At 62.1% G+C, this 23740-nt stretch carries 26 protein-coding genes and 1 riboswitch; of the genes, 14 read left to right on the top strand and 12 right to left on the bottom strand.

From position 1 onward, the window contains the following. The 7 genes from VKV28_09015 to VKV28_08985 form a co-directional block, all read left to right on the top strand. On the top strand, nt 1–271 hold a 271-nt coding region (locus VKV28_09015; protein ID HLH76928.1), incomplete at its 5' end, for an RHS repeat-associated core domain-containing protein. Next, nucleotides 271–669 carry a hypothetical protein gene (locus tag VKV28_09010; protein ID HLH76927.1) on the top strand — a complete coding sequence of 133 codons (399 nt, stop codon included), beginning with the start codon at nt 271–273 and terminating at the stop codon, nt 667–669. The genes VKV28_09015 and VKV28_09010, both read left to right, overlap by 1 nt. Nucleotides 670–733: 64 nt before the next feature. After that, nucleotides 734–1126 (top strand): hypothetical protein, encoded by a 393-nt coding sequence (locus VKV28_09005; protein ID HLH76926.1) that lies wholly within the window; start codon nt 734–736, stop codon nt 1124–1126. Nucleotides 1127–1231: 105 nt separating this feature from the next. After that, the gene (locus VKV28_09000) at nt 1232–2194 is read left to right on the top strand and encodes an RHS repeat-associated core domain-containing protein (protein ID HLH76925.1); all 963 of its coding nucleotides are present in this window, start codon (nt 1232–1234) and stop codon (nt 2192–2194) included. Between the two features lie 488 nt (nt 2195–2682). Continuing rightward, nucleotides 2683–3522, top strand: a complete 840-nt coding sequence (locus VKV28_08995; protein ID HLH76924.1) for an RHS repeat-associated core domain-containing protein — start codon at nt 2683–2685, stop codon at nt 3520–3522. Between the two features lie 342 nt (nt 3523–3864). Then, nucleotides 3865–4248 carry a hypothetical protein gene (locus VKV28_08990; protein ID HLH76923.1) on the top strand — a complete coding sequence of 128 codons (384 nt, stop codon included), beginning with the start codon at nt 3865–3867 and terminating at the stop codon, nt 4246–4248. Nucleotides 4249–4411: 163 nt separating this feature from the next. Next, entirely contained in the window at nt 4412–4678 is a 267-nt protein-coding gene (locus VKV28_08985) for a hypothetical protein (GenBank protein HLH76922.1), read from the top strand. Nucleotides 4679–5124: 446 nt separating this feature from the next. On the opposite strand, the gene VKV28_08980 is transcribed toward VKV28_08985, so the two are convergent. From VKV28_08980 to alr, 6 genes are read right to left on the bottom strand one after another with little or no spacing between them, the layout of a single operon-like run. Further along, on the bottom strand, nt 5125–5763 hold the full coding sequence (locus VKV28_08980; protein ID HLH76921.1) for a histidine phosphatase family protein: 639 nt from the start codon (nt 5761–5763) through the stop codon (nt 5125–5127). Further along, nucleotides 5756–7039: a DUF1015 domain-containing protein gene (locus VKV28_08975; GenBank protein HLH76920.1), complete on the bottom strand. Its 1284-nt coding sequence runs from the start codon at nt 7037–7039 to the stop codon at nt 5756–5758. The genes VKV28_08980 and VKV28_08975 overlap by 8 nt, the downstream gene beginning before the upstream one ends. Before the next feature lie 16 nt (nt 7040–7055). After that, nucleotides 7056–7694: an L-threonylcarbamoyladenylate synthase gene (locus VKV28_08970; protein HLH76919.1), complete on the bottom strand. Its 639-nt coding sequence runs from the start codon at nt 7692–7694 to the stop codon at nt 7056–7058. Then, complete coding sequence (gene purD / locus VKV28_08965) at nt 7694–9061, bottom strand: phosphoribosylamine--glycine ligase (GenBank protein ID HLH76918.1); 1368 nt, start codon at nt 9059–9061, stop codon at nt 7694–7696. Before purD ends, VKV28_08970 begins: the two co-directional genes overlap by 1 nt. Then, nucleotides 8997–10553, bottom strand: coding sequence for a bifunctional phosphoribosylaminoimidazolecarboxamide formyltransferase/IMP cyclohydrolase (purH, locus tag VKV28_08960; GenBank protein ID HLH76917.1), 1557 nt, complete (start codon nt 10551–10553; stop codon nt 8997–8999). Before purH ends, purD begins: the two co-directional genes overlap by 65 nt. Nucleotides 10554–10557: 4 nt before the next feature. Further along, nucleotides 10558–11727, bottom strand: a complete 1170-nt coding sequence (gene alr / locus VKV28_08955) for an alanine racemase (protein HLH76916.1) — start codon at nt 11725–11727, stop codon at nt 10558–10560. A 208-nt stretch (nt 11728–11935) separates the two neighbouring features. Beyond that, nucleotides 11936–12041, top strand: a riboswitch (TPP riboswitch). Nucleotides 12042–12139: 98 nt separating this feature from the next. Between alr and thiS the strand changes: the two genes are divergently transcribed. From thiS to thiE, 3 genes are read left to right on the top strand one after another with little or no spacing between them, the layout of a single operon-like run. Further along, nucleotides 12140–12349 carry a sulfur carrier protein ThiS gene (gene thiS / locus VKV28_08950; GenBank protein ID HLH76915.1) on the top strand — a complete coding sequence of 70 codons (210 nt, stop codon included), beginning with the start codon at nt 12140–12142 and terminating at the stop codon, nt 12347–12349. Between the two features lie 28 nt (nt 12350–12377). After that, nucleotides 12378–13157: a thiazole synthase gene (locus tag VKV28_08945; protein ID HLH76914.1), complete on the top strand. Its 780-nt coding sequence runs from the start codon at nt 12378–12380 to the stop codon at nt 13155–13157. A gap of 24 nt (nt 13158–13181) precedes the next feature. Then, nucleotides 13182–13835 carry a thiamine phosphate synthase gene (gene thiE / locus VKV28_08940; GenBank protein ID HLH76913.1) on the top strand — a complete coding sequence of 218 codons (654 nt, stop codon included), beginning with the start codon at nt 13182–13184 and terminating at the stop codon, nt 13833–13835. 7 nt (nt 13836–13842) lie between these two features. Here thiE and VKV28_08935 read toward each other — a convergent pair whose 3' ends face one another. Beyond that, nucleotides 13843–15081 (bottom strand): MFS transporter, encoded by a 1239-nt coding sequence (locus VKV28_08935; GenBank protein HLH76912.1) that lies wholly within the window; start codon nt 15079–15081, stop codon nt 13843–13845. Nucleotides 15082–15312: 231 nt separating this feature from the next. Continuing rightward, nucleotides 15313–16365 (bottom strand): aldo/keto reductase, encoded by a 1053-nt coding sequence (locus VKV28_08930; GenBank protein ID HLH76911.1) that lies wholly within the window; start codon nt 16363–16365, stop codon nt 15313–15315. Nucleotides 16366–16527: 162 nt separating this feature from the next. Between VKV28_08930 and VKV28_08925 the strand changes: the two genes are divergently transcribed. Together VKV28_08925 and malQ are read left to right on the top strand one after the other, a co-directional pair. Then, on the top strand, nt 16528–16866 hold the full coding sequence (locus VKV28_08925; protein HLH76910.1) for a tetratricopeptide repeat protein: 339 nt from the start codon (nt 16528–16530) through the stop codon (nt 16864–16866). 100 nt (nt 16867–16966) lie between these two features. After that, the gene (malQ, locus tag VKV28_08920) at nt 16967–18499 is read left to right on the top strand and encodes a 4-alpha-glucanotransferase (GenBank protein HLH76909.1); all 1533 of its coding nucleotides are present in this window, start codon (nt 16967–16969) and stop codon (nt 18497–18499) included. Between the two features lie 5 nt (nt 18500–18504). On the opposite strand, the gene VKV28_08915 is transcribed toward malQ, so the two are convergent. The 3 genes from VKV28_08915 to VKV28_08905 all read right to left on the bottom strand — a co-directional run bounded on the left by VKV28_08915 (nt 18505) and on the right by VKV28_08905 (nt 21046). Further along, nucleotides 18505–19572, bottom strand: a complete 1068-nt coding sequence (locus VKV28_08915; protein HLH76908.1) for a thioredoxin domain-containing protein — start codon at nt 19570–19572, stop codon at nt 18505–18507. An 86-nt stretch (nt 19573–19658) separates the two neighbouring features. After that, complete coding sequence (locus VKV28_08910; protein ID HLH76907.1) at nt 19659–20381, bottom strand: hypothetical protein; 723 nt, start codon at nt 20379–20381, stop codon at nt 19659–19661. 44 nt (nt 20382–20425) lie between these two features. After that, nucleotides 20426–21046 (bottom strand): hypothetical protein, encoded by a 621-nt coding sequence (locus tag VKV28_08905; protein HLH76906.1) that lies wholly within the window; start codon nt 21044–21046, stop codon nt 20426–20428. 543 nt (nt 21047–21589) lie between these two features. Between VKV28_08905 and VKV28_08900 the strand changes: the two genes are divergently transcribed. Further along, nucleotides 21590–22519: an isoaspartyl peptidase/L-asparaginase gene (locus VKV28_08900; GenBank protein HLH76905.1), complete on the top strand. Its 930-nt coding sequence runs from the start codon at nt 21590–21592 to the stop codon at nt 22517–22519. Nucleotides 22520–22528: 9 nt separating this feature from the next. On the opposite strand, the gene VKV28_08895 is transcribed toward VKV28_08900, so the two are convergent. Next, nucleotides 22529–23347, bottom strand: coding sequence for a class I SAM-dependent methyltransferase (locus tag VKV28_08895; protein HLH76904.1), 819 nt, complete (start codon nt 23345–23347; stop codon nt 22529–22531). A gap of 145 nt (nt 23348–23492) precedes the next feature. Here VKV28_08895 and VKV28_08890 point away from each other — a divergent pair. Then, the coding region (locus tag VKV28_08890; GenBank protein HLH76903.1) for a hypothetical protein at nt 23493–23740 on the top strand (248 nt) is incomplete at its 3' end.

Below are 23740 nucleotides of genomic sequence, written 5' to 3'. Positions count from 1 at the left end.
GTTCATCTCGCCCGATCCGATGGGGTTTGCCGGCAGCGGGAGCAACCTCTTTGCTTACGCGGGTAACGACCCGGTCAATAAGACCGACTCGACGGGGCTGTACCTTGGAGATAATGGAGAGTTAACATACGGCGGCGGCGGTAGCCCCGCCGACTTTTCCGGCGGGGGTTACGTCTACCCGCCACCACCGCCGCAGCCGGGGCAGGGCTGGGGCGGCCAATGGCCGGTGCGCCCTTCGCGGGTCCGCCGACTTCCATCGCTGGCACCCTGATGGCGGCCCAGTCGATCCAGTATGGCGCCACGCCGACTCGCGATTTCTACACGCTGACGCAGGCCGGCGGCGGTTTCAGCCCGGGCTGGGTGATTCCTGTTTCCGAGACGGTGCCGGGCGGGGGGCGGGCTCTGCCGCAGCCGCCACCGCCAGCAAAAACTCCGCAACCGAAGGCGTCCAGCAACAAGGCCAGGAAACTGCCATTCTGCTTCCCCGGTAGCGGGGTTGCGGTCGGCGCCGCAAACGCCCTGGCAGCGCATGAGATCGCTGGTCTCGTCGTCGAAGGCGCCATCGGAGCCACGGTCGGACCTGAGGCGGCAATCACTGCGTTTGCTTTTGACTTGGCACTCGGCGCCCCGATTGACCTAGCTGTGGGTAACGCATGCGGCGAATTCTGACGCAAGCCACCTACGAGCCTCGGCGGGTGCACCGGCAGCAAGTGGTCCAGGAGACACAGAAATTATGAGCGATCTCACGGCTGTCAGGCGGCACTTATATGGCCCGCTCTATTGGGCACCAGTTCCTATCGGACTCCTTGCCACTTTTTATGCGGGGATGTGCTTCGAGGGTTATTGGGATACAGGTAAGCTTGGCGTCCTTGCTTTAGCTATTTTTGCGTCGTCGCTGGGTGCGACGTTGGTAACAGCGGGAATCCAAAGCTATACACTTGCTGGTGTCAATGCTTTGTTTACAATTCTGAATGTGCTCGTTGTTGCACATTCAGGTCAATGGCTCCTGATGTACCTTCCGTTCATGTCCGCCATATTTGCCATCACAGCGGGCTACGCTCGCGGCCGGCATGCGGCGCATGTCCATAATGTAAATCGCGTTCAAAGCGGCGGAAGCCACGGATAGGCAGACGCCGGGTCTCCCATCAAGATTGTTTTTGGAACTCCTCCGCCCGAACAAGGAGGAACCGGAAGCAACCGAAGAGGCGCGTGATCGGACAGCGAGGTGCCGGTGCAGGAGCAATACACCGAGGTGACGAGCGACCGCGCCACCTACTCGTATCCCTACACGGTCGAGGAAAACCTTTTTACCATGCCTGGGAGTGGAGAGGTGCTGGCGCTGACCGACTCCAACGGCGCCAACATGGTGCCGCTGCATGACGCGCTGGGCTCGACCCTGTGGATGGTCAACAGCAGCGGGCAGATGCAGGCCACCTTCGCCTACTCATCCTTCGGGATGCCTAGCCAGTCGGGAACCGCGTACTATTTCCCCTGGCTGTTCGCGGGGATGGAGTGGAGCGATATCGGGAACGTGTCGCAGCTGTATTACGCCGGGGCGCGGTATTACTCGCCGGGGCTGCGCCGGTTCATCTCGCCCGATCCGATGGGCTTTGCCGGCAGCGGGAGCAACCTGTTCGCATACGCCGGCAACGACCCGGTGAATAACACCGACCCGACGGGGCTGGATTGCGGCGGAGACTGTGGCACTCTCGGTATCAGCGGAGCCATTGAGGGTCCAGGGAGCGCCGTGTATGGCGGTGTTCCCCAAGGTGCTCTGCCGCCGCAGCCGGGGCAGGGCTGGGGCGGGCAATGGCCGGTGCAACCCTTCGCCGGGCCGCCCACCTCGATCGCTGGCACCCTGATGGCGGCCCAGTCGATCCAGGATGGCGCCACGCCGACTCGCGATTTCTCCGCGCTGACGCAGGCCGGCGGCGGTTTCGGCCCGGGCTGGGTGATTCCTGTTTCCGAGACGGTGCCGGGCGGGGGGCGGGCTCTGCCGCAACCGCCACCGCCAGCAAAAACTCGGCAACCGAAGGCGTCCAGCAACAAGGCCAGGAAACTGCCATTCTGCTTCCCCGGTAGCGGGGTTGCGGTCGCCGCCGCCAACGCACTTTTCGCGCACGAGGCTACCGATCTTATCGCCGAAAGTGCTATTGGAGCTGTCGCGGGGCCCGAGGTGGTGATCAGCTCTTGACTTGTCGATTGGTGCACCAATTGATTTGTTCCACGGTTACACTTGCAGCGACTTCTGATGGAAATCGTGGTGTACGAGCCTCAGCGGGGGACGCAAAATGATGCTGGTTCAGGAGTGTAGACTCATGAGCGAGACCACGAATATTAGACGGCACGTATATGGCCCGCTGTATTGGGTGCCCGTGCCTGTTGGTTTGCTTGCCACCTTCTATGCTGGAATTTCCTTTCAAACCTTTTGGGATACTGGTAGGCTTGACATTCTTGCGTGGACAATTTTTACATCGTCTCTAGGTATAACCCTGGTAACAGCGGGAATCCCAAGCTACACGGTAGCCGCTGTAAACGCTTTGTTTACGGTCCTGAATGTCATCGTTGTTGCGCGTTCCGGACAGTGGTTTCTGATGTACCTTCCTTTCATGTCCGCAGTGGGCGCCGTTTCGGCGCATTACGGCCGAAGTCGGCACGCATCCCACATTCATGACGTAAGTCGTGCTTAAAGCGACGACACGGGCGGGCTTTTCCGGAGCTGCGCAAGCCGCGGAATCCCGACTATTCGCGAGTTGGGAACCCCCGCGAGGGACGTATTGCGGGGCGCGGTATTACTCGCCGGGGCTGCGCCGGTTCATCTCCTCCGGCCCGATGGGCTTTGCCGGCAGCGGGACCAACCTGTACGCTTACGCGGGTAACGACCCGGTCAATTTTGGCGACCCGACGGGGCTGTACCTTGGAGATAATGGAGAGTTCACATACGGCGGCGGCGGCGGCAGCCCCGCCGACTTTTCCTGCGGCGGTTACGTCTACCCGCCATCGCCGCCGCAGCCGGGGCAGGGCTGGGGCGGGCAATGGCCGGTGCAAACCTTCGCCGGTCCGCCGACTTCCATCGCTGGCACCCTGATGGCGGCCCAGTCGATCCGGGATGGCGCCACGCCGACCCGCGATTTCTACACCCCGGCGCCACCGGGTTCCCAATCCGCTATTCAAAACGCACCCTTCTCGTGGCAAGTCTCGGCAATCGCAAGACTCAGCGTGTTCTCCTACGGCTTCGGCGCTTCCCTCGGTAACACCGTTGTCGGATGGGATAGCGGCCAGGGCCTGTACAGCTCCGGTCTTATGGGACGGTCCCTTGGGGCAAGCTTCAACGTTCGAATAACGAATCCGGGCGCTGCAGCGGAGTCGCGCGCCTTTGATTTTGGCTTGGGAAGCAACTCGGGAATTACAATTCAACCTGGCGTCAACCCGGCATATGGAGCGTTCACCATCGCTAGTGTGCACACTAATCTGGGCCCCTCAATCGGTTTGCATATTCGCGAAGAAATCCCAGTGCCTTAACGCGAGGCCTTTGTAAAATGACCAACAACGCAGAGGAGCTAATCGTCGCAGTTGCTGCACTCTCGGTGAGTGCAGTACTGGTAGGTGGCGCGTATCGGAGATGGGCTTGGCTCGTGGACCCACCGAGTAGTTGGTGGCCATTCTATTCTCAGGCAACGATCAAGAAGCTGTTTGGCACAAAGGCTACCTTGTTATTTACGTATTTTCTGGGTTGTACTGGGATGGTGTTTGCTTTGTTAACGATCATCCGGGCAGTCTCGCGCTAAACAATCGTAGAGACTAGTTTATTATCAACGCTGAGGGTTCGCCCTCTTGTCACTACAATAATCGCGAACAAGGTGCATGAAACGTTGCCTGCTCGTCATTGCTGCCTTTGCCGTGCTGGTAGTGGTTGAGCGATTTACGCCACCTGGAATGACACTCTCATCTACTCGCGGGGCATTTTACCAGGTGTTAGGCATCGACCTGGCGTGGTTATTGCTTGGATTAGGCTTCGTGGGTTTTTTCGATCGGTATCAGGCCGCATTGTGTAGCTTTTTCACCTCCATCGTTGTTCTTAGCTATATAGTGTGGCGATTAAAAGAAACCGAACATCTGTTGGGATATGTGGCGTTTAGTTTTCCCGCACTTACTACGATATGTCTGGTACTTTCCGGCGTGGTGTGCCTCCCTCGGCAGCGATGGAGGCAATCAAGAACGGAACAATGTCAGCGGGGAAAATGGTAATAAGATCTTTACAGATGTCAACAATGGCATCAAAGTTGTACTCTCGCCCAGTGGGAACGTTGTCACGGTCATAACGATTTCTCGATGATCTGCGCGAAACCTTAACTGAAGGTATCGAGCGATGCCCGAAAGAGCGAGTAAATATCAGTCGCGGGAAGCGCGCATGGCGATCCGCGAAGTCCTCTTGAAAGAATGGGATCCGATCGGAGTGCAAGGCATTGCGGGTGCTGAGAACGAGTACGACCCGTATGTCGGAAGGCTATACGTGATGCTGATGCAAGAGCACGCGACCGCAGAGGACATTGCCGCTTATCTGCTAAATATTGCAACGGACCGAATGGACCTCGCGCTCAGCACGGAATTGGCTGAGCGTGGTAAGCGGGCTGCTGCTGAATTGGCAGATCTGCGCCCTCGCCTTCCGACTCATTGATCTCGGAGTGGGGGCCGTGTCCGGTTAGAGACGTTCTCCGTTTAGCCGCGCGCTTGGGCGAGCGCCGCATAGAGGACGGCAGAATGTGGCTGCTGAAGCGCCGACGCCGGGCGGCGCTTGATCGCCGATATCCATCACCGACACTCTGATGGCGGCCCAGCCGCTCCAGTTCGGGTCTGCGGCCATGCGTGGCTTCTACACCACGGATTGCGACGAAGATCAGGCTGACGCACGACGAAGCGCGCCAGCTACGGAAATACCTTGCGCAACACGATTTGCCCTAGGCGCGCGCCACCGGACGCGCCGCCAGGGAATGGTTCGCGCGCCAACGCCGGGGATGATCGGCCAATCCTGGCTCTGACGGCGCGGCCTCAAGATGAATTCCCTGCAATTTCTGCCTGGCTTCAACGGCGTTGTCAGGACGCGACGCAGGGCGGCGCGCCATTTCAGTCCAGATGATCGACCAAATCCAGCGCCAGCGGATGCCAACTCCCATTCGCGAGTTGGAGAATGTGAATCGAGCCCAGTTCGATTAGCGGTTCGACGCCGGCCAGCAGCTTGGTCGCGGCGCGGATCACGCCGCGATGGGCCACCAGCAGGGCTGGTCCGGCGGCGCCGCGCTCCTCGCGCCACAGCGCCAACATCCGCTCCACGCCGGCCGCGACTCGGGCATTGAAGGCCTCCCGGCTCTCGCCGCCGGGATAGCGATAGCTGTCCTCCAGGCGATGGCGCTGCCAATGCTCGAACTCAGCGGGCATGCGGAGCTTGATTTCCTCGGCGGTCAGTCCCTCGAAGCGGCCGAAATCGACCTCGACGAATTCCGCCAGCACCAGCGGCTCCAGCGCGCGCCCCTCCCCGATGATCCGAGCCCCTTCGGCGGCGCGGCTAAGCGGAGTAGTGAAGATGCGGGAGAAGCCGATATGGCGCAGGACCCGCCCCACAGCCGCCATCTGCGCCCGTCCCAGATCGGAGAGCGCCACGTCGGTGCGGCCGTAGTAGCGGATGCTGGATTGGCCGGTGGTCTCGCCGTGGCGAACCAGCACCAGGGTGTGCGCATCGACGCGCCGCAACGGCGTTTCAGTCACCGAGCGGATTCATCACCAGGCCGGTGATCAGCTTGGGAAAGAAATAGGTCGATTTCTCCGGCATCGTTTCGCCCGCTTCACCCACCCGCTTGAGATCCGCCACGCTCGGCGGATTGAGCAAAAACGCGCCCGCGGCCTGGCCCGCGCCCACCGCCACCAGGGCCGCGCGCGCATCGATGGTGTACTCGATATTGGAGCCCGTGCGCACCGCGGCCTCGTCGATCCCCAGCAGGCGCTTGAAGACCAGGCTGTGCAACAGCGTCACGTCGAGCTTGCGCAACTCGGGATTCATCCCGGGCGCCACCAAGTCGATCATCGCGGGATCGCGCAGCGCCAACAGCCACAGCCGCGGCTCGCCGCGCAGCGCCACGCCCAGCATACCCCGTTCTCCCTGGCGCAGCCGCTCCATCAAACGATCGGCGTCGTCGTACTCCTCCAGGGCGAAGAACTGACGGACGTGGGCGGTGAAATTATGCACCGCCGCAGGATCGAGATGGCGCAGGACGCGATGAGTGGGCAGGATGAGCAGGCCGGGATCGTCGTCGGCGACCAGGGTCATCATGGTGTAATCGTACGGCCCGGGTGCATCGGCGTTGGCAGCGCGCCGCTGCGCGCGATAGTTGAGTGCCGTAGCATAGCGATGGTGGCCGTCGGCGATCAGCAGCGGGAGTTGCTCGAAGGCCTCCTGCAAAAGCTGAATCTCCACGGGTTGGGTAATCAGCCGGATTTCATGCATCGTGCCAATATCATCACGCGCCTGCATCAAGGCACCGCGTTGCGCCACATCGGCCAAAAGTTCGTCTATTTCGGCGCTGCCAGGATAGAGAGCAAAAATCGAACTGGTGTTGACCTGGGTTGCCTGAAGCAGCCGCAGGCGATCTTCTTTGGGGGCGGAGAAAGTCCGTTCGTGGGGTAGGATGCGTCCGGGTTTGAAATCCTCCAGCTGCAGTCTGACGATCAGTCCCTGGCGCTTGTAGCCCTGGCCCTCGTGATTAAACCGTTGGGTATATAAAAAGCACGCCGGTTGCGGCAGCCGTTCCAACACTCCTTGGGCCAACCATTGCCTCAGCGTCGCGGCCGAAGCCTCGTAGCGGTCGGGCTCGCGGTTAAGCTCCAACCGAATGACGTTATAGGGGCTGCGCGCGTAAAGCTCATCCTGACGCGCGCGATCGATCAGGTCGTAAGGCGGAGCCAGCACCTGTTCCAGCGGGCCGCTTTTCTTCTGATTGTAGATCAAGCCGGCAAAAGGCTCGATGCGATGACTGGGCGCAATCATTTGACCTCCGCGAAACTCATTGGCGCAGCGCAGCGTACAGCTGCGTCTCGTCGATCGGACCTGGGCGCAGCACGCGCAAGCCTCCATGTTGGAAGGCCACCACAGTAGAGGCCGCTTGCCGCCCCAGTTCTCCGCCCTCGAGATAAACTGCGACCCCTTCGCCCAAGGCCGCACGCGCGGCTTTTAACGTCGTGGCCGGCACACCGCCGGCCAGATTGGCGCTGGTCGCGGTCAGCGGCGCTCCCAGGCGAGCGCTCAACTGGCGTGCGATTCGATGATCGGGCACTCGGATTCCCACTCCACCCTCGTCATTGACCAAAACCTCGGACAGCCCCGCTCGCGCGGGCAATACCAGGGTAAGCGGTCCCGGCCAAAAGCGCCGCGCTAACCGCAGCGCCGGGGTGGGAAAGCTTTGCACCAGCTCCGTTACCATCGCCAGATCGGCGGCAATCAAGGCGATTGGTTTGCCCGGCTCACGCCCTTTGAGCGCAACCAGTCGCGCCAATGCTTCCGGATTGCGGGCGTCGGCGCCCAGCGCGTAGAGGGTCTCGGTCGGATAGACCACCAGCTCGCCCGCCGCCAGTGCGGTGCAGGCGGCTTCAAACTCGCGCTCCTCCACTTGCGTGATCCGGTCGATTTTTTGGTTAATCGCCATCAGCCCAGTGCTTTGGCCCCGATATCGCGGCGGAAGTGCTTGCCCGAAAAGTCTATCATTTCGGCCGCTTCGTAGGCGGCCGCGCGCGCTTGCGCCAAGCCCGGCGCCAGCGCGCATACTACCAGCACGCGACCACCGTCGCTGACCAGGCGGCCACTCTCAAGCGCAGTGCCGGCGTGGAAAACTTTGACCCGGGTTTGTTCGGCAGCCCATCGCACTTTCACCGCAGAGGGCCCTTCGATCAGCTCCAACCCACTGATCGGCAGCCCTTTGGGATAAGCACCGGGATAACCGGGAGCCGTGAGCACTACCGCTACGGCGGCTTTCGGACTGAGCGTGAAATGGGAAGACTCCAGTTGGCCGTGAGCGGCGCTGAGCAGGGCCCGGGCCAAATCGCCTTGGCAGCGCAGCATTAAAACTTCAGCCTCCGGATCGCCCAGGCGAACATTAAACTCCAGCACCTTGGGATGGCCATCAACGATCATGAGGCCGGCAAACAGGATACCGCGGAAGGGATGGCCACGCGCCGCCATCGCCGCCAGGGTCGGCTCGAAAATCTCATGCACGACTTGAGCTTCCAAGCCGGCTGCAAATTGCAGCACTGGCGAATAAGCGCCCATCCCGCCGGTGTTGGGACCGCGATCATTTTCCAGTAACGCTTTATGGTCCTGGGCGCTGCCGATCGCCAGTGCCTGCGTCCCGTCGCACAGTGCAAAGCATGACAGCTCCTGCCCCACCAGCCGCTCCTCGATCAGCAGCCGCGCACCAGCGGCGCCGAAAATTCGCCGCTCCATCATCTCGTCGATCGCGGCCAGCGCCTCCTCGGTGCGGTTGCAGACCGTGACCCCTTTGCCCGCCGCCAGACCATCGGCCTTGACCACCAAAGGGCCGCCCTGGCTGATAACGTACCGGCGCGCCGCGGAGGCATCCTCGAAGCTCTCGAAGGCCGCGGTCGGCACCTTGGCCTCGGCCATGATTTGTTTGGCGAAAACTTTGCTGGCTTCCAGTTGCGCGGCGGCCTTGGAAGGCCCCAGCAGAGTCAGGCCTCGCGCCGCGAACTCATCGCCGATCCCACGCGCCAGCGGCTCCTCGGGTCCCACGACGGTCAAATCGATCTGATGCGCGGCGGCGAATTCGGCCAGCGCAACGATATTTTCGGGGGCGCAGGGGACAGGCTCGGCCAGGGCGTCGATCGCCGGGTTGCCGGCGGTGCAAAAGAGCTGCCGCACGCTGGGACTCTGATGCAGTCGCCAGACCAGCGCATGTTCGCGGCCACCTTTGCCTACCACCAGGACGCGCATGTTAATGGCGAAAATGGCGCACGCCAGTGAACAGCATCGCCAGACCCAGGCGATCGGCGGCGGCAATCACCTCGTCGTCGCGGTTGGAACCGCCCGGCTGGATAATCGCCGTGGCGCCGGCTCGCGCCGCCAGCTCGGGCCCATCAGGGAAGGGAAAAAAGGCCTCCGAGGCCAGCACCGTGCCCTTGAGCGAGATCCCCAAGCGAGCGGCTTTTTCCTGGGCCGCCCACAGCGGATCGATACGCGAGGTGGCACCGCCACCCACAGCCATCGTGCGATCCTCGTGGGCAAAGACCACGGCGTTGGATTTGGTGTGCTTGCACACCCGCAGGCCGAAAGCGAGCGCGCGCAATTCCGCTTCGGTAGGCGCGCGCCGGGTCACCAACTTGGCTTGGCGCGGCTCCTCGATCGCCAAATCGGGAGTCTGGATCAGCAACCCGCCCAGCACCCGCTTGAGGTCGAGCTGATGGGGATCGATAAGCTCGCGATGGAAGCGCATCACCCGCCGATTTTTCTTTTTGCGCAAAAATTCCAGCGCCTGCGGTGCGAAATCGGGACCGATCAGGACTTCGGTGAAAATTTCATCGACCGCCTGCGCCAACGGCAGGTCCCAGGCCCGATTGCTTATGATGATGCCACCGAAGGGGGAATCCGGATCGGTTTTAAACGCCTTGTCCCACGCCGATTTCAGATCGGCGGCCAACCCCACTCCGCACGGAGTATTGTGCTTGAGGATCGCCACCACGGCGTTAGGTTCGTCGGCAAAATCCAGGATCAGATTGACCGCCCAGTTGATGTCCACCACGTTGTTGAAGGACAGCTCGCGGCCGTGAAGCTGCTCGACCTGGCGATTGAAGTCACCGTAAAGCGCCGCCTGTTGATGGGGATTTTCGCCGTAGCGCAGCGCCTGCGCGCGCCTCAAAGTCAGGCTGAAGCTCTCGCCCATCGGCCCCTGCTCGCGCTGCGCGCTGAGATAGTTGGCGATCGCGCAGTCGTACTGGGCCACCCACTCGAAAGCCTTGCAGGCCAGCCGCCAGCGGGTCGCCATCGACAAGCGGCCGCCGCGGCTGTCCAGCTCTTGGGTCAGTGCGGGATAATCCGCCGGATCGACCACCACCGCTACATGCGCATAGTTCTTGGCCGCCGCCCGCACCATGGCCGGGCCACCAATATCGATATTTTCAACCGCTAGCTCCAGTTTGCAATCAGGTTCGGAGGTTACCCGCTCGAAGGGATAGAAATTGACCACGACCAAGTCGATCGGCACCAGCCCGTGCTCGCTCATCTGACGCTGATGCTCGGGCAGGTCGCGCCGGGCCAGAATACCGCCATGAATCCGCGGATGAAGGGTTTTGACCCGGCCATCGAGCAACTCGGGAGAGCCGGTGAAGTCGCCGACTCCAGTCACCGCGAGACCGGCCTTCTCCAGCGCGCTTTGGGTGCCCCCAGTAGAGATCAACTCGACGCCGTGGCGGCGCAGGACCGCAGCCAATTCGGGTAAGCCCTGTTTGTCCCACACCCCCAGCAGGGCGCGGGTAATCTTGACCTCGTCGTCCATTTTTTCACTCCGCCAAGTAGAGCCGCGGCACGCGTCGGCCCACGCCACAAAGTAGCTCGTATGAAATGGTCTGAACCAGCCTGGCTACGTCATTGGCACTGATCGCGTCGGGGCCTTGGCCGCCCCACAGCACGACACTGTCACCGACCCTAGCCGCCGGCAGGTCAGTCAGATCCACCATGGTCAGGTCCATGCATACCGCCCCCACCACCGGCGCGCGGCCTCCGCCGACCAGCACCTCGCCGCCATTTTGCAGGCCGCGCCGATAGCCGTCGGCGTAGCCGACTGGCAACACGCCGATCCGGCTGTCACGCGCGGTGATGAAGGTATGGCCGTAGCTGACCCCGGTGCCGGCGGGAACCTGTTTAACCTGTAATATCCGGGTCTTGAAAGTCATCACCGGCCGCAGCGCAACCTGTTGCGCCACGCTAGGAACCGGCGGCAGCCCATACAGCGCCAAGCCCAGCCGAATCATGCCCAGATGGGAGTCGTAGCGCAACACGGTGGCGGCCGAATTAGCTACGTGCTCGACGGCGGGACGTAGCCCGGCGGCGGCCATCAAATCTATTCCGTGGCGGAAAGAGGTCAACTGCGCGTCGGTCACCGGACTACTGGGGTCGCCGGCGCTGGCCAGCAAAGTGCATACCCCTTCCAAGTTCAGATGGCGACAGCCCAACAGGATGTCGATGGTCGCGGGCAGGTCGGCTGGCAACACGCCTAGTCGGGTAGCGCCAGTGTCCAGCTTGAGGTGAATCGGGAAAGAGGCGATCCCAGCCTGGGCCGCGGCCCGCTCCAAGGGCATCAGCAGCGCGCGATCGAACACAAACGGGGTCAAGGCAAGTTGGACCAGGGCGGGGGCTTCCTCGGGAAAGAACCCCCCCATCACGTAGATGCGTTGGCGCAGTCCGGCCTGACGCAGTTGCTGGGCTTCGCCTAGCGTGGCGACTCCAAAATGAGCGCAACCCTCGGCCGCCAAGGCTCGCGCCACCGCGGGAGCGCCATGTCCGTAGGCATCGGCCTTCAGCACCGCCATCGCTTGGGCCCGCGGCGCCAGCCGGCGCAAAGCGTGATAATTGGATCGCAACGCCGCCAGGTCGATTTCGGCCACGGTCGGCCGTCCCCCGCCATCCAACCCCGTTCCCGCCTCATTGAAATTTTGCCTGTCCGCGCTCATCGTAAACCCGCCCGGCTTCTGGCTCGCTCACCCGGCTCCTGTCGCCGGAGTCATTCCGGTGGTGAGAGCGTCAAAAGATAACCCTGAGGCTGCTGATCCTACGGATGGTGCCGCCAAGGTAAAAGCCGCGCCCAACTAACCATCGCAAGCGTGAACAGTCAATCGCCGTCAGCTTTTTTGACTCGCCAAGGCTCGCTTGATATAAATAGCAGCGGGCTGGGGGTGTGCGCGGGAGCGCACTGAGAGCTCGGCACGAGAAACCCCTTGAACCTGATCCGGGTTATACCGGCGTAGGGAAGCCAGCGGCAATACAATTTCGGCCGCGCCCCTTCCTTTATTTTCAGAGCTCCCTCACGCCCTAATATGCGGCCTATGCCGCGGCGCCGGTTAAAGTTGTACCCCAGCCAAGTCAATGAAGATTACCTTCCAACTAAACGGCGAACCGCATCAAATTGAGGCCGGTGCCGGGCTGGCTGAGTTGCTCCAGAGCCTCAACCTGCGCAGCCGCGAGCGGTTGGCGGTGGAAATCAACGAGCGGGTGATCCCCAAGGCGGATTACGCCCAAACCGTGCTACGCGAGGGCGACCGGGTAGAAATCATCCATTTCGTGGGCGGCGGCTGAAGCTTGCGCCCACAGGAGACAGCCGACGATGGGCTCAGAGGACACCTTCGAACTGGGCGGACGAACCTTCCACTCCCGTCTCATTGTGGGAACCGGGAAATATCGTGACTTTGCGCAGACTCGCGATGCCATCGAAGCCGCGCAGGCAGAGATCGTCACTGTCGCGGTACGCCGGGTCAATATCACGGACCGCGGCAAGGAAAACCTGCTCGACTATCTCGATCCCAAGCGCTACCTGATTTTGCCCAATACCGCCGGCTGCTTCACCGCCGAGGAGGCGATCCGCACAGCCCGTTTGGCCCGCGAGACCGGGGTGGGCGACTTCGTCAAGCTGGAGGTCATCGGCGACCAGCAGACCCTGTTTCCCGATCTCCCCGCCACTCTGGAAGCCGCGCGCGTGCTGGTCAAAGAGGGCTTCAAGGTCCTGCCCTACCTCAGCGACGATCCGGTTGCCTGCCTGCGCTTGGCCGAGATGGGCTGCGCAGCGGTGATGCCGCTGGCGGCACCGATCGGCTCCGGGTTGGGTATTCGCAACCCCTATAACTTGCGCATCATCCTGGAGCAAGCCAAAGTGCCGGTAATCGTCGATGCCGGCGTGGGCACCGCCTCGGACGCCGCGCAAGCGCTGGAGCTGGGTTGCGACGGAGTCTTGATGAACACCGCGATCGCGGGCGCTCGCGAACCAATCAAAATGGCCCATGCGATGCGCATGGCGGTCGAGGCCGGGCGGCTGGCCTACTTGGCCGGCCGGATCGAGCGCAAGCTCTACGCCACTGCCTCCAGCCCGCTCAGCGGAATGATCGAATAGCCGGCCGTCCTCGCCAGGCCTGCGATGGGCGCGCCTGATTTTAACCTTTACTTGATTACCGACCGTACGCTGGTCGAGCCGGCAAGACTGCTTGAGGTCTGCGACGCCGCACTGGCCGCCGGCGCGGCCTTTTCCCATCCCAACCCGGTTGCCTTGCAATTGCGCGACAAAGAGCTCGACGCCGGACCACTGCTGGAACTAGCGCTGGCGCTCAAAGCTATCTGCCGGCGCTGGAACGCGCGTTTGCTGATAAACGAGCGCATCGACGTTGCGCTGGCGGCCGATGGCGACGGTGTCCATCTGCCGGCCCAATCGGTTTCGCCCGCCGCGGCGCGAAGATTGCTCGGACCCAACGCGCTGATCGGAATCTCCACCCATAGCCGCAATGAGATCGAGCAAGGAGCGGCCGCGGGCGCCGATTTCGCGGTCTTCGGCCCGGTCTACCCCTCAATCTCAAAGCCAGGCTACAATCGCGCGGTAGGGTTGGAGGGATTGCGCGCCGCCTGCCGCGGATCGTCTATTCCGGTATTTGCCCTGGGCGGGATCAGTTCTGTGCGAGCCGCCGAGTTGGCCGCCACCGGCGCAGCCGGCATCGCGCTTATCGGCGCCATCATGCAAGCGCCCCAACCGGGCGTGGCGACCGCCGAAATCCTACGCGCTTGGCACCGCTCGGCGTGAAGGCGCGCTACCCCTGGGAGGCCAGCGGCATCGCCTCGGCGACCGCAACCAAAGTTTGCGCTAGCGGCCGGCAGCCGCAGATGGCCAGCCCCGTCACGGCCATCAAAGCGGCGTTGATTAACAAGGGGTCGCGGTAGCTGCCGGTCAAATCGTAGACCCATCCCAGCACCACCGGTCCGGTGCCCGACCCCAGGGCCGTGGCGATGGCGGCCACGCCGAAGATCGCTCCATAATTTTTCAACCCCAGCGATTTCATCGTGACCACCGGAACCAAAGCCAAGGGCGCGGTCCAGCTAAGCCCCATCACCAATACTCCCGCGATCAGCAAGGCACGGCTGGCAGAGCCGATCAGCAGGACCATCCCGAACCCCCCAGTGACGAACGAAGCCATCGTGACCAGCCGGCTATCGATGTAATCCGCCAACCAGCCCAAACCGATTTTTCCCACCGAGCCCAGCGCCAGGGCCGCGCTCAAAGCGGTAGAAACTTCGGCAGTACCATAGCCGATACCGGACAAATAGGGCGGCAGATGGCCCACGATACTGTGGGTCTCCCAGCCAAAGGTGAACAGGGCCAGAAAGACCAGCCAGAACTCTCGCGAGCGCAGCGCCGGCCCCAGCTCCAGACCGGTCAGCTCGGCGGCCGGTTCGTGGCGAGCGGCCACTTCACGGTCATTGGGACGGCTGCGAATCAGCGCGATGAGCGGAACGGCGATCAAGAAGACTGGGAGCCCCAAGGCAACGTAGCCCCAGCGCCAGCCCGCCTTGGCGATCACCCATCCCACCAGCATTACCATCGCAGAACCGCCAAAGGCCGCGCCTGTCATCGCCACGCCCATCGCCAGCCCCGAGCGCTTACCGAACCAATTACCGATGATGAATGAGACCGGCACATAAGCGCCCAAGCCGGAACCAAAGCCGGAGAGCAGGCAGCTTGCCAGCAATTGAGCGAAGCTGTGGGCGCGGCTGGCGCACACAAACCCCAGTCCCACGAGCACCGCCCCCAGTAGCATCACGCGCTTGGCGTCCACCCGTTGCATCAGCCAACCCGACAGCACCATCCCCACGCATAGTCCCGGCGCCGTCATGCTAGAGAGCAGCGAGACCATCCCGCGCGACAGATGAAAGGAGCCAGCCACCGCGCGATAAAACATCCCAGCGGTGGTCTGCACCGATCCAAACAGCAGGCCCATGGCGATCCATAGCCCGGCCACGATGAGCCAGGCCGTCGTTGTTTGCTTGGCCATTCGCGCTCCGCCAAATCGCGATAAATCGTACTGGGAAGTGACCCTAAGAGATTTTAGTCGGCTGCGCAAATCCCGCCGCGCCGTGCTCTGCGCTTGAAATATCTGCGCTCGACATAAATGCTGCCCGCGCAGCCTTGGCGTGCCGCACTTTCATCCGCGCGCGGGTGGCACGCACATCCAGGCCCAACTCCCCCATGCCGCCATGGAGGAGTTGGCCCGACCCGCGCGACACTAGCGGCGCCCCATCGTCGGATATTCGCCGCTCAGAACGTGGCTGGCCTTGGGACGCACATACGGCACTGAACTGCGAATCTGATAGGGCTCTTCTAAGGCCGCTAGCTCATCTGGGCTCAGCGTAACCTCCAGGGCCTTAACGGCCTGATCGATATGCTCCAGCTTGGTGGCACCGACAATTGGAGCAATAACGCAAGGGGCCTGCAGCACCCAGGCCAACGCCACCTCGGCGACGCTGACGCCGTGACCATGAGCGATTTTCTCCGCCTGGTCACGGATCGCATAATCACTGTCGCGATACTGCGGGCGATAGGGTGGCACGGCGCTGGCGCGTGGGGTTAACGGTTTGCCTTCACGCGAGCGATTGCCGGCCATGAAACCGCCCGCCAGCGGCCCCCAGGGCAGCAGTCCGATGCCCTGATCGGCGCACAGCGGATTCATCTCGATCTCTTCTTCGCGAAAGACCAGGCTGTACTGGTTCTGCATCGTGACGAAACGGTGCCAGCCATGGATCCCGGCGGTAAACAGAGCCTTGGCGAATTGCCACGCGGCCATGCTGCTGGCCCCGAGGTAGCGGACCTTGCCCACGCGCACCAAGTAATCCAACGCCTCCAGCGTCTCTTCGATCGGCGTGGTCGGGTCGTAGCGATGAATCTGATACAGGTCGATGTAATCCATCTTCAGCCGGCGCAGCGAAGCGTCGCATTGCTCCAGGATATGCTTGCGCGACAAGCCGCTCTGGTTGAGTCCCTTGCCCATCGGATTGCAGACCTTGCTGGCTACTACCAGCTCATCGCGCTTGCCCATCTCACGCAGATAACGGCCAGTGATCTGCTCGCTCACGCCCTGGGAATAAACGTTGGCAGTGTCGAAGAAATTAATCCCCAGCTCCAGCGCGCGTGCGAAGTGCGGCCGCGCGTCTTCCTCCGACAAAGTCCATTCGTTCCAGCTCTTGCTGCCGTAACTCATGCAGCCCAGGCAAATGCGCGAAACGGTAACCCCGGTTTTACCTAACTTGACGTATTTCATCGCGTCCTCTCTCTCGGACATTCGGCGAAGTCCCGGCTGCCATTTTGCGCCGGATTGGCCTGCCGGTGAAAGCCGCAAGGGCAAAAACCGGTTCGATGTCGCCCTGACCCGCTTGGTTCTGCCATTGACCAAGCTATGATGAGAGGAAAACGCGCGTCACAACCGACGCTGGAGACGAGCGGAATGCAGGACAAGGAAGCGCTTTACGACCAGGCGGTGGATTGCTACGCCGAGAATGACTTCGAGCAGGCGATCGCGCTTTATCGCCAGGCTCTGGCGCTCGACCCCGAGTATGAGGATGCACTGCACGGTCTGACTATGTGCTACCAGGCCACAGGCGATCTGGACAGCGCCATCGAGCTGACCCAGCGGCAAATCGAGCGCCAGCCTGAGGACATCCTGGCGTGGACCAACTTGAGCATGCTCTACCAGAAAAAGGGCAACGTGCCAGAAGCCGAGAAGGCCGGCGCCGAGGCCCGCCGGCTGGATTGGAAACGCCAACTCAAGGGCTCCAAGGCTTGATCGCCCAACCCGCTGCCACGGCACCGCCCATGCAAAGTTCGTCATGCCCCGCCTTTGCGTACACCCGGGGTTGAGCGATTTGCGCTGCCTCGGCTGACTCATGCGCGCGGCCGCGGTTCTTTTGCCCCTGTTTTCCCTTCGCCAGCGCGACGATCTCGGGCGTGGCGAAATTCCTGCCTTGGCCGCTCTGATGACGTGGCTGGATCGGATCGGTCATCGCGTGCTGCAGCTTTTGCCGTTGTGCGAGCCGGCGCCGCAGGAGAACAGCCCATATAACGCCTTGAGTGTATTCGCGCTCGATCCGCTGCTGATCGGGGCCCTCGAGTTGGCAGGGGTCACGCCGCAGGCCTATGCGCAAGCGCGCGCTCGGGTAGGCCGCCGACGCTCGCTGTCGCGGCGCGAGGCATGGGCAGTCAAGGGGCCCTTGCTGACCGCTGCCTTCGACCATTTCGATCGCCACGCAGATTCGCTCGCACGGGCTGAGTTTGCCGCCTACCGGGCGGCCGAGCGTGACTGGTTGGAGGACTACGCGCTGTTCCGGGCGCTGAAGGAGAAGCTGGGATGGCAGGCATGGGAGTCCTGGCCCGCACCGCTGGCGCGACGCCAGGCCAGCGCTTTGGAAGACGCGCGTCGCGAGCTGGCCAGGTCAATCGCGATGTACGAATATTGGCAATTCTTGGCTGCCCGCCAATGGCGAGCGCTGGCGTCACGGCGTCGCCAGTTGGGCATACGCATCAGCGGTGACCTGGCCTTTTGTCCCGCTCGAGACAGCGCCGACGTCTGGGCTAATCAAACCCAGTTTTGCCTCGATCAGTGCGTCGGTGCACCTCCCGATGCGTTTTCACCCCAGGGCCAGCGCTGGGGCCTGCCTCTGCCCGATTGGTCGGCGATGGCGCAGGATGATTTTCGCTGGTGGCGGCGGCGCACGCGCCACGCCGCCAGCCTGTTCGATCTGGTGCGGATCGACCATGTGGTCGGTTTTTATCGTACCTATCACTATCCCTGCGATGATCCCGCGGCGGCGGGTAGCTTTACGCCGAGCAGCGAAGAGGCTCAGCGGGTGCAGGGCGAACGCTTCATCGCCATGGTGAAACAGGAGATGGGAAGCGGCGCGCTTATCGCCGAGGATCTCGGCGCGGTACCACAATGGGTCAAAAATTCGCTGACCGAACTGGAAGTACCCGGTCTGAAGGTCTTTCGCTGGGAGCGCGAGGATTGGGGCAAGGTTCAGGAACGGATAGTCTCGCCCGCTCAGTATCCGCGATTGGCGGTAGCTACTACTGGCACTCACGATACCGAGCCGCTAGCCCAGTGGTGGCGTGCCGCTAACCCGCGAGAGCGGCAGGAGGTCTGCCTGGCGTTTGAATTGCCGGCGGATGAGGCCTCAGGCAGACTAAATCGGTCACAGCTTGACGCGATCTTACGTCCGTTGTACCAGTCTCCCGCCGGTCTGGTGATGATTCCGATGCAAGATCTGTTCGGTTGGACTGGCCGGATCAACTGGCCAGGCACGACCAGCCTACGCAACTGGCGCTACCGTCTACCCGTACCGTTGGAAGATTTTACGGGCGGCGCGATGGAGGCGCGGTCGGCCCAATTGCTTCAGTTGGCGCAATTGGGCCACCGCGATTGAGATGATTACAGAGCCCCCGCGTTAGCGCCGGTTGCTGCTCTGGCGGCATTGCCAGCCGCGCCGGAAGCGCTGGCCGCCTTCGCCGCGAGTTGCTGCGCCACCAGCGAATCGAGGGTGTCGTAGCTGACCGCGCCGCTGACGAAATGGCCGTTGATGAAAAAGCTGGGAGTCCCGGTCAGTCCCAGCCCCTTGGCTTGAGACTGGTCGGCTGCCACCGCCGCGGCCTGCGAACCGCTATCCAGACATCGATCGAACTGGGTGCCATTGAGTTTGAGCTTGCGGGCCAGTTCTTTCAGATGTGGCACGTCGATGTCGGCTTGCACAAAGAGCCGATCGTGATAGGGCCAAAAAGCCCCCTGCTGGCCGGCGCAGCGCGCCGCTTCGGCGGCCTTTTGGGCATGCGCGTGCATCGGCAAGGGCATGTCCTTGAAGGCCACCCGCAACTGGCTCGGGTAGCGCTGCTCCAGCTTCAACAACTCGGGATTTATCTGCCGGCAGTAGGGGCATTCATAGTCGGCAAATTCCACCAGTGTGATGGGAGCTCCCGGCGCACCCCGCACGGGAGCCTTGCCCAGGGCGACCGCCGCACTGGGCGGTTCCAGCATCGTAATTATCGTGGTGTTGGCGCGCAATTGGCGTACATAGGCGTCGCGTGCATGTTGGGCGCGCAGCTGGCGCAGATGGTCCAGAATCTGTCCACGCAGTTGCTCATAAGGCTGATCGGTCTCCATTCCCTCGTAAAACGCCCGTAAAGCATCTTCGCTGGGCTCCTTGACCTGACCTTTGAGATGACGCGTGAGCAGTTGCGCCACAGTCAGATGCTCGTGGGCGGCCGCCTGCTGGAGCAGCAATTGATCGACCATCTGATCGAGCGCGCCGCGTTCGGCCAGATAGTAGGAATATTGCTGACTGAGCAGGTGAGCAGCCTGCACGCTATCCAATTGGCTTTGGGTGATGGTTTGGTTACCCACCTTGGCAACCACCTGTTGATTGCCGTCGCAAGCCGCCCAGACGGCGTTGACGAGGCCGACACTAAGCACGATTGCTAACCACAACCGCAGCAATGTCATCATTCTGTTTCCCCCTTGGGCTTGGTTTACAAAGTCCGGCGAGGACCCCTCCGGGGCCTCGCCGGACTGTTCCATCTGATTGCTCAGGTTTACGGAGCTACCGTAGCCGTGGCTGCCGCCTGGTTATCACCGGTACCGCAGGTGCAAACGCCATGGCCGCTGCCGTTCTCATGAATGAACGAGCACAGCGACACCAGGCCCTCGATCGGATCGGTGTAGACATCGGTATCCGAGGGAGTCTTGCGGAACTCGTCCTCGCTCAGGTTCTGGTAGTTGTGGTTCTGGTCGATATGGGTGATCCAGCCAGCCAGGTTGGACGCTCCCTGGTAGGGTGTGGTCGCCCCTGGATCGCAGGGGTAGAAGGGCGGATTGGTTCCGTTGGCGTTCTGCATCACATTAGGCTGCGCGGAGACCACCACCACTAATCCCGAAGGGGGAGTAGGCCCACCCAGCGGATTGCTGATCAGGTCGGTCTTCACCGACAGCTTGCGCAGACCGTTGTTGGTAACCGGGCAACCGCAGCATTCCTGCAGCTCCTGGTTGGCGTCGAACACATAGATCATCGCGCACAACAGCCCCTGGGCCATCCCCGGAGGTGGTGGAGGATCGTTTGGGACCTCGTCCGACAGGGTTGGATTGATAAGCCGCACGATATTGTCGTTGATGGTCACGTCGTAGTACTGCAGGGTCAGGAATTCGTTGTACGGCGCGGGCGGCGGAGGCGGATCCGATTGCGCCGCGGCCAGTCTCGGGAGCAGAAAAGCTCCCATAGCCGCCGCCGCGAGAAGTAGTTTGCTTGTTGACCGAAACATTGTGTCCCTCCCTTTTAAATCCGTGTTGGAGCCTTACGTCCTGGCTACTGGGGCGGAATCGGGGTGAAGTTGTCACCGCTGCCGCAGCTGCAGATGCCACGGCCCGAGCCCTTCTTCTTAATTAGGTCGCAATAGTACGCAAGCTGGCTTTGCTCGTCCGACCACAGCGGCTGCACGGAAAACTCCTCCGCTGATACCTGGCTGTAGCTGGCGGTCTGGTTGACGTGGGCCATCCACGAACGCAGCCGCGCGCCCCAGGTCGGCTGGGCCGCATTGCAGGTGGGCAGATAGTTGGTGAACTCGCTTGAGCTACCGGGTTGCGAAGGAATGATCTCGATCACTCCCGAGTAGGGATGGCCATTGGTCAGCGGATTGGTGGTCAAGCTGGTGGCCACCGAAATCTTGCGCAGACCGAAGGCCGTGATCGGACAACCACAGCATTCCTGCAACTGTTCGTTGGCGTCGAACACGTAAACGTCGGCGCACATGTTGTTGATAGTGGGGTTGCTGATTCGAACCACGTTGTCGCCCAAGGTGGTATCGTAATATTGCACCTCGAACGACGGATCCGGATCCTCTTGGGCCAGCGCGGCCTTGGCGCTGAGCAGCGCCAGGACAGCGGCGGCCAATGACAGCACCGCTAACTTGCCTGTGAGTCGAAACATCGAAGCCCTCCTTGTACGTGCAGTCGATTGTCTTCCAACCATGCCATTCCACTTATCGGCCCGGACCGGTCTTGCTGCAGCAGCATCGATGTATACTGGTGAGCGGCAGGTCTTAAACGTGCAAGCGAACAGGCGGGTTCGATAGTTTTGTACGAAACCCGACGTGTTAAGGGGTGGTCCGACCACTAAAAGTGAATGCGCTTTAGTTGCGAAAACAGTCGGATGCGACTCTATGCATCAAGGCGCCAACTTTCGACCACTATCAGGTAAAGCAAGCGCAGTCATTTTTGACGTTCTCTGGCAGCCGGATAAGCGTCAAAATCGTGGTCGACACTGGTTCGAATGCACCAGCGGAGGAAAACTTGATTGCGCCGTTATCTGTAATAATTTGCCGACCGATGGGCGCTTGCCGTAAGTTGAATCGATGATTGCCGATCACCAGCGCGTGCCTGGTCTGAGCCAGTGGGTTAACACCCGAAGTCTCAGGGCTCGTCCCGACGCGAATATTTTCCCGACTAGGGCGCGCGCGGTTAACTTCCAAGAATGACGCGCGTTTGCTCCTATACCCCGGCTCTGATTGTCCACGGCGGGGCGGGCGCTCGTCCCGCACCCGAAGAGCGACAGGCGCGCGGGCGAGCGATGCGGGGGGCGCTCGAGCGCGGGTTGGCTTTGCTCCGCGCCGGCGCCAGCGCGTTGGACGCGGTGATGGCCGCCGTGACCACCTTGGAGGATGACCCCCTGTTCAACGCCGGTTACGGCTCGGCGCTCAACGCCGAGGGCGAGGTCGAGATGGACGCCTCGGTGATGGCTTGGCCGGTAGCCGAGCTGGCGCAAAACAATGCACTGGCGCAAGACCAAAGCGGCGCCGGCGCAGTCGCCGCCGTCTCCCGAGTACGCAATCCAATCTTATTGGCGCGAGCCGTGATGGAGACCACGCCCCACGTTTTGATGGTGGGCGCGGGCGCCGAGCGCTTGGCCAGCGCCGCCCACATTCCTCGCTGTCGGCCTCAGGATCTAATTGCCGAACGCGCGCGCACCCGTTGGCGCAGTTACCACGCCCGCCTGGCCCACGGCACCGTGGGCGCCGCCGCGCTGGATGGCAACGGCCAAGTCGCGGCCGCCACCTCCACGGGCGGACTGACCGGCAAGCTACCCGGCCGGGTGGGCGACTCGGCGATCATCGGCGCCGGCACCTTCGCCCATCCTCTTGGCGCTGCCTCCGCCACCGGGATGGGTGAAGCTATCTTGAAGCTTAACCTGTGCCAGGGTGCGGTAGCGCTGCTGGAAGACAACCCTCCGATGCGGGCGGCCACCCGCTCGATCTCGCAGCTCAGCCGCCTCAGCGGCGCGGAGGCGGGCCTCATTCTAGTCGATCGTCGCGGCCGCGTGGGCTACGCCCATAATGCGCGGGCCATGGAGATAGCGTACTACAGCGCCGCCACCGGTTTGCACCATCGCCGCCTGGAGCGCTGAGCTGCCCACTCAGGTCCGGCGTAGGACGCCGCACCAGCGCCGATCACACTGCGCCATTGGGCCGTCGAGCGACAGATCGGGGTAACAAGCGATCAGCTTGAAGACGCCAGCCGCGCTAGCCGCCAGTTCTAGTAGCTTGGGGACGGTGTAGCGCACCGGAATCAGGTCGCGGGTGAAAATCGGCTTGCTTTTGGGGAAATGGATGCGGCACTGCACTTCATAGATCCAGGCGGCGGCATCCCAGGCGATCGGACGCCGGAATTCACGTACCTCGACTTTCACGCCTTGACAGCGCACCTCGCGCTGGCGCCAGGGCCGTCGCCCGCGCAGATGCTCGATGCCGTCATGGCGATCGATGTCCACGCAATACAGCGCCCCGGGTCGCAGTACTCGTGCCACCGAGCACAGGTGATTGATCACGTCGCGATTGTCCACCAGGATCGGAAAGGTCTCCGAAAACAGGTAGGCGGCGTCGAAATTGCGCTCGGGCAGCGAGAAACGCTCCACCTGGCGGCGATAAAAGCGCGGATTGCGCCGCCTGCCCGCTTGTCGGCGACCCAGGCCGATCATTACGGGACTGCGATCGATTCCCACCACCTCGATGCCCTGAGCCGCCAGCAGTTGACCGTGTGGCGAGGTCCCGCACGCGATATCCAGGACACGATGCACGGGACGGCGCAGATGGCGGGCAAAAACCTGGGATAGAAAGGCGGTCTCGGCCTCAATCTCGCCCGGGAGCTCGAACTGCACTGCGCGAAAGATTTCGGGAAAATCGTAAATGCTGCGTGTCGGAAAAGATCCGTTCTCCACGTAACCTCGCTTTCGCATTACGACGCTTGCAGGGCTCAGCCGGCCGCGATCGCATCCGGCGTCACTTTAACCAGTCCTTCCGCTCAAGTCTGGACTGGTCCCATCTCTGTACGACATTATTTACCTTATTCAAGTTTTAGCTCCAGCTCTGCGAGGCGCTCAGGTGGACACCGTCCTCTCAAACTATTCGGTCAGGCGCTTGACAGCGGCCGACGCAGCCCAGATTCCCAACCTGGCCAATCAAGTCAATGGCCCTTCTTACATTCACGATGAGGTTTATCATCCGGAACGGATGCAGAAGCTCAACGCAGGGGGCCGGCTGATTTCCGTGGTCGCGGTCGACAACCAGCAGCGGGTGGTGGGCCATTGCGCCCTGGAACGGCCAAATCTGGAACTGGTGCCGGAAATTGG

It is taken from the genome of Candidatus Binataceae bacterium (genome assembly GCA_035294265.1).
Classification (GTDB): Bacteria; Desulfobacterota; Binatia; order Binatales; family Binataceae; genus DATGLK01.
This window is presented reverse-complemented; position numbering and strand designations above follow the sequence as displayed.

Bases quoted from the DNA above. Each gene is read 5' to 3' on its own strand.
- VKV28_08945 (HLH76914.1), top strand. From the start codon at position 12,378: ATGGGCTCAGAGGACACCTTCGAACTGGGCGGACGAACCTTCCACTCC.
- VKV28_09010 (HLH76927.1), top strand. From the start codon at position 271: ATGGCGGCCCAGTCGATCCAGTATGGCGCCACGCCGACTCGCGATTTC.
- VKV28_08985 (HLH76922.1), top strand. From the start codon at position 4,412: ATGGCGATCCGCGAAGTCCTCTTGAAAGAATGGGATCCGATCGGAGTG.
- thiE (HLH76913.1), top strand. From the start codon at position 13,182: ATGGGCGCGCCTGATTTTAACCTTTACTTGATTACCGACCGTACGCTG.
- alr (HLH76916.1), bottom strand. From the start codon at position 11,727: ATGAGCGCGGACAGGCAAAATTTCAATGAGGCGGGAACGGGGTTGGAT.
- VKV28_08990 (HLH76923.1), top strand. From the start codon at position 3,865: ATGAAACGTTGCCTGCTCGTCATTGCTGCCTTTGCCGTGCTGGTAGTG.
- VKV28_08970 (HLH76919.1), bottom strand. From the start codon at position 7,694: ATGGCGATTAACCAAAAAATCGACCGGATCACGCAAGTGGAGGAGCGC.
- VKV28_08915 (HLH76908.1), bottom strand. From the start codon at position 19,572: ATGATGACATTGCTGCGGTTGTGGTTAGCAATCGTGCTTAGTGTCGGC.
- VKV28_08895 (HLH76904.1), bottom strand. From the start codon at position 23,347: ATGCGAAAGCGAGGTTACGTGGAGAACGGATCTTTTCCGACACGCAGC.
- VKV28_08925 (HLH76910.1), top strand. From the start codon at position 16,528: ATGCAGGACAAGGAAGCGCTTTACGACCAGGCGGTGGATTGCTACGCC.
- VKV28_08930 (HLH76911.1), bottom strand. From the start codon at position 16,365: ATGTCCGAGAGAGAGGACGCGATGAAATACGTCAAGTTAGGTAAAACC.
- VKV28_08910 (HLH76907.1), bottom strand. From the start codon at position 20,381: ATGTTTCGGTCAACAAGCAAACTACTTCTCGCGGCGGCGGCTATGGGA.
- VKV28_09005 (HLH76926.1), top strand. From the start codon at position 734: ATGAGCGATCTCACGGCTGTCAGGCGGCACTTATATGGCCCGCTCTAT.
- malQ (HLH76909.1), top strand. From the start codon at position 16,967: ATGCGCGCGGCCGCGGTTCTTTTGCCCCTGTTTTCCCTTCGCCAGCGC.
- VKV28_08900 (HLH76905.1), top strand. From the start codon at position 21,590: ATGACGCGCGTTTGCTCCTATACCCCGGCTCTGATTGTCCACGGCGGG.
- VKV28_08905 (HLH76906.1), bottom strand. From the start codon at position 21,046: ATGTTTCGACTCACAGGCAAGTTAGCGGTGCTGTCATTGGCCGCCGCT.
- VKV28_08935 (HLH76912.1), bottom strand. From the start codon at position 15,081: ATGGCCAAGCAAACAACGACGGCCTGGCTCATCGTGGCCGGGCTATGG.
- thiS (HLH76915.1), top strand. From the start codon at position 12,140: ATGAAGATTACCTTCCAACTAAACGGCGAACCGCATCAAATTGAGGCC.
- VKV28_08975 (HLH76920.1), bottom strand. From the start codon at position 7,039: ATGATTGCGCCCAGTCATCGCATCGAGCCTTTTGCCGGCTTGATCTAC.
- purH (HLH76917.1), bottom strand. From the start codon at position 10,553: ATGGACGACGAGGTCAAGATTACCCGCGCCCTGCTGGGGGTGTGGGAC.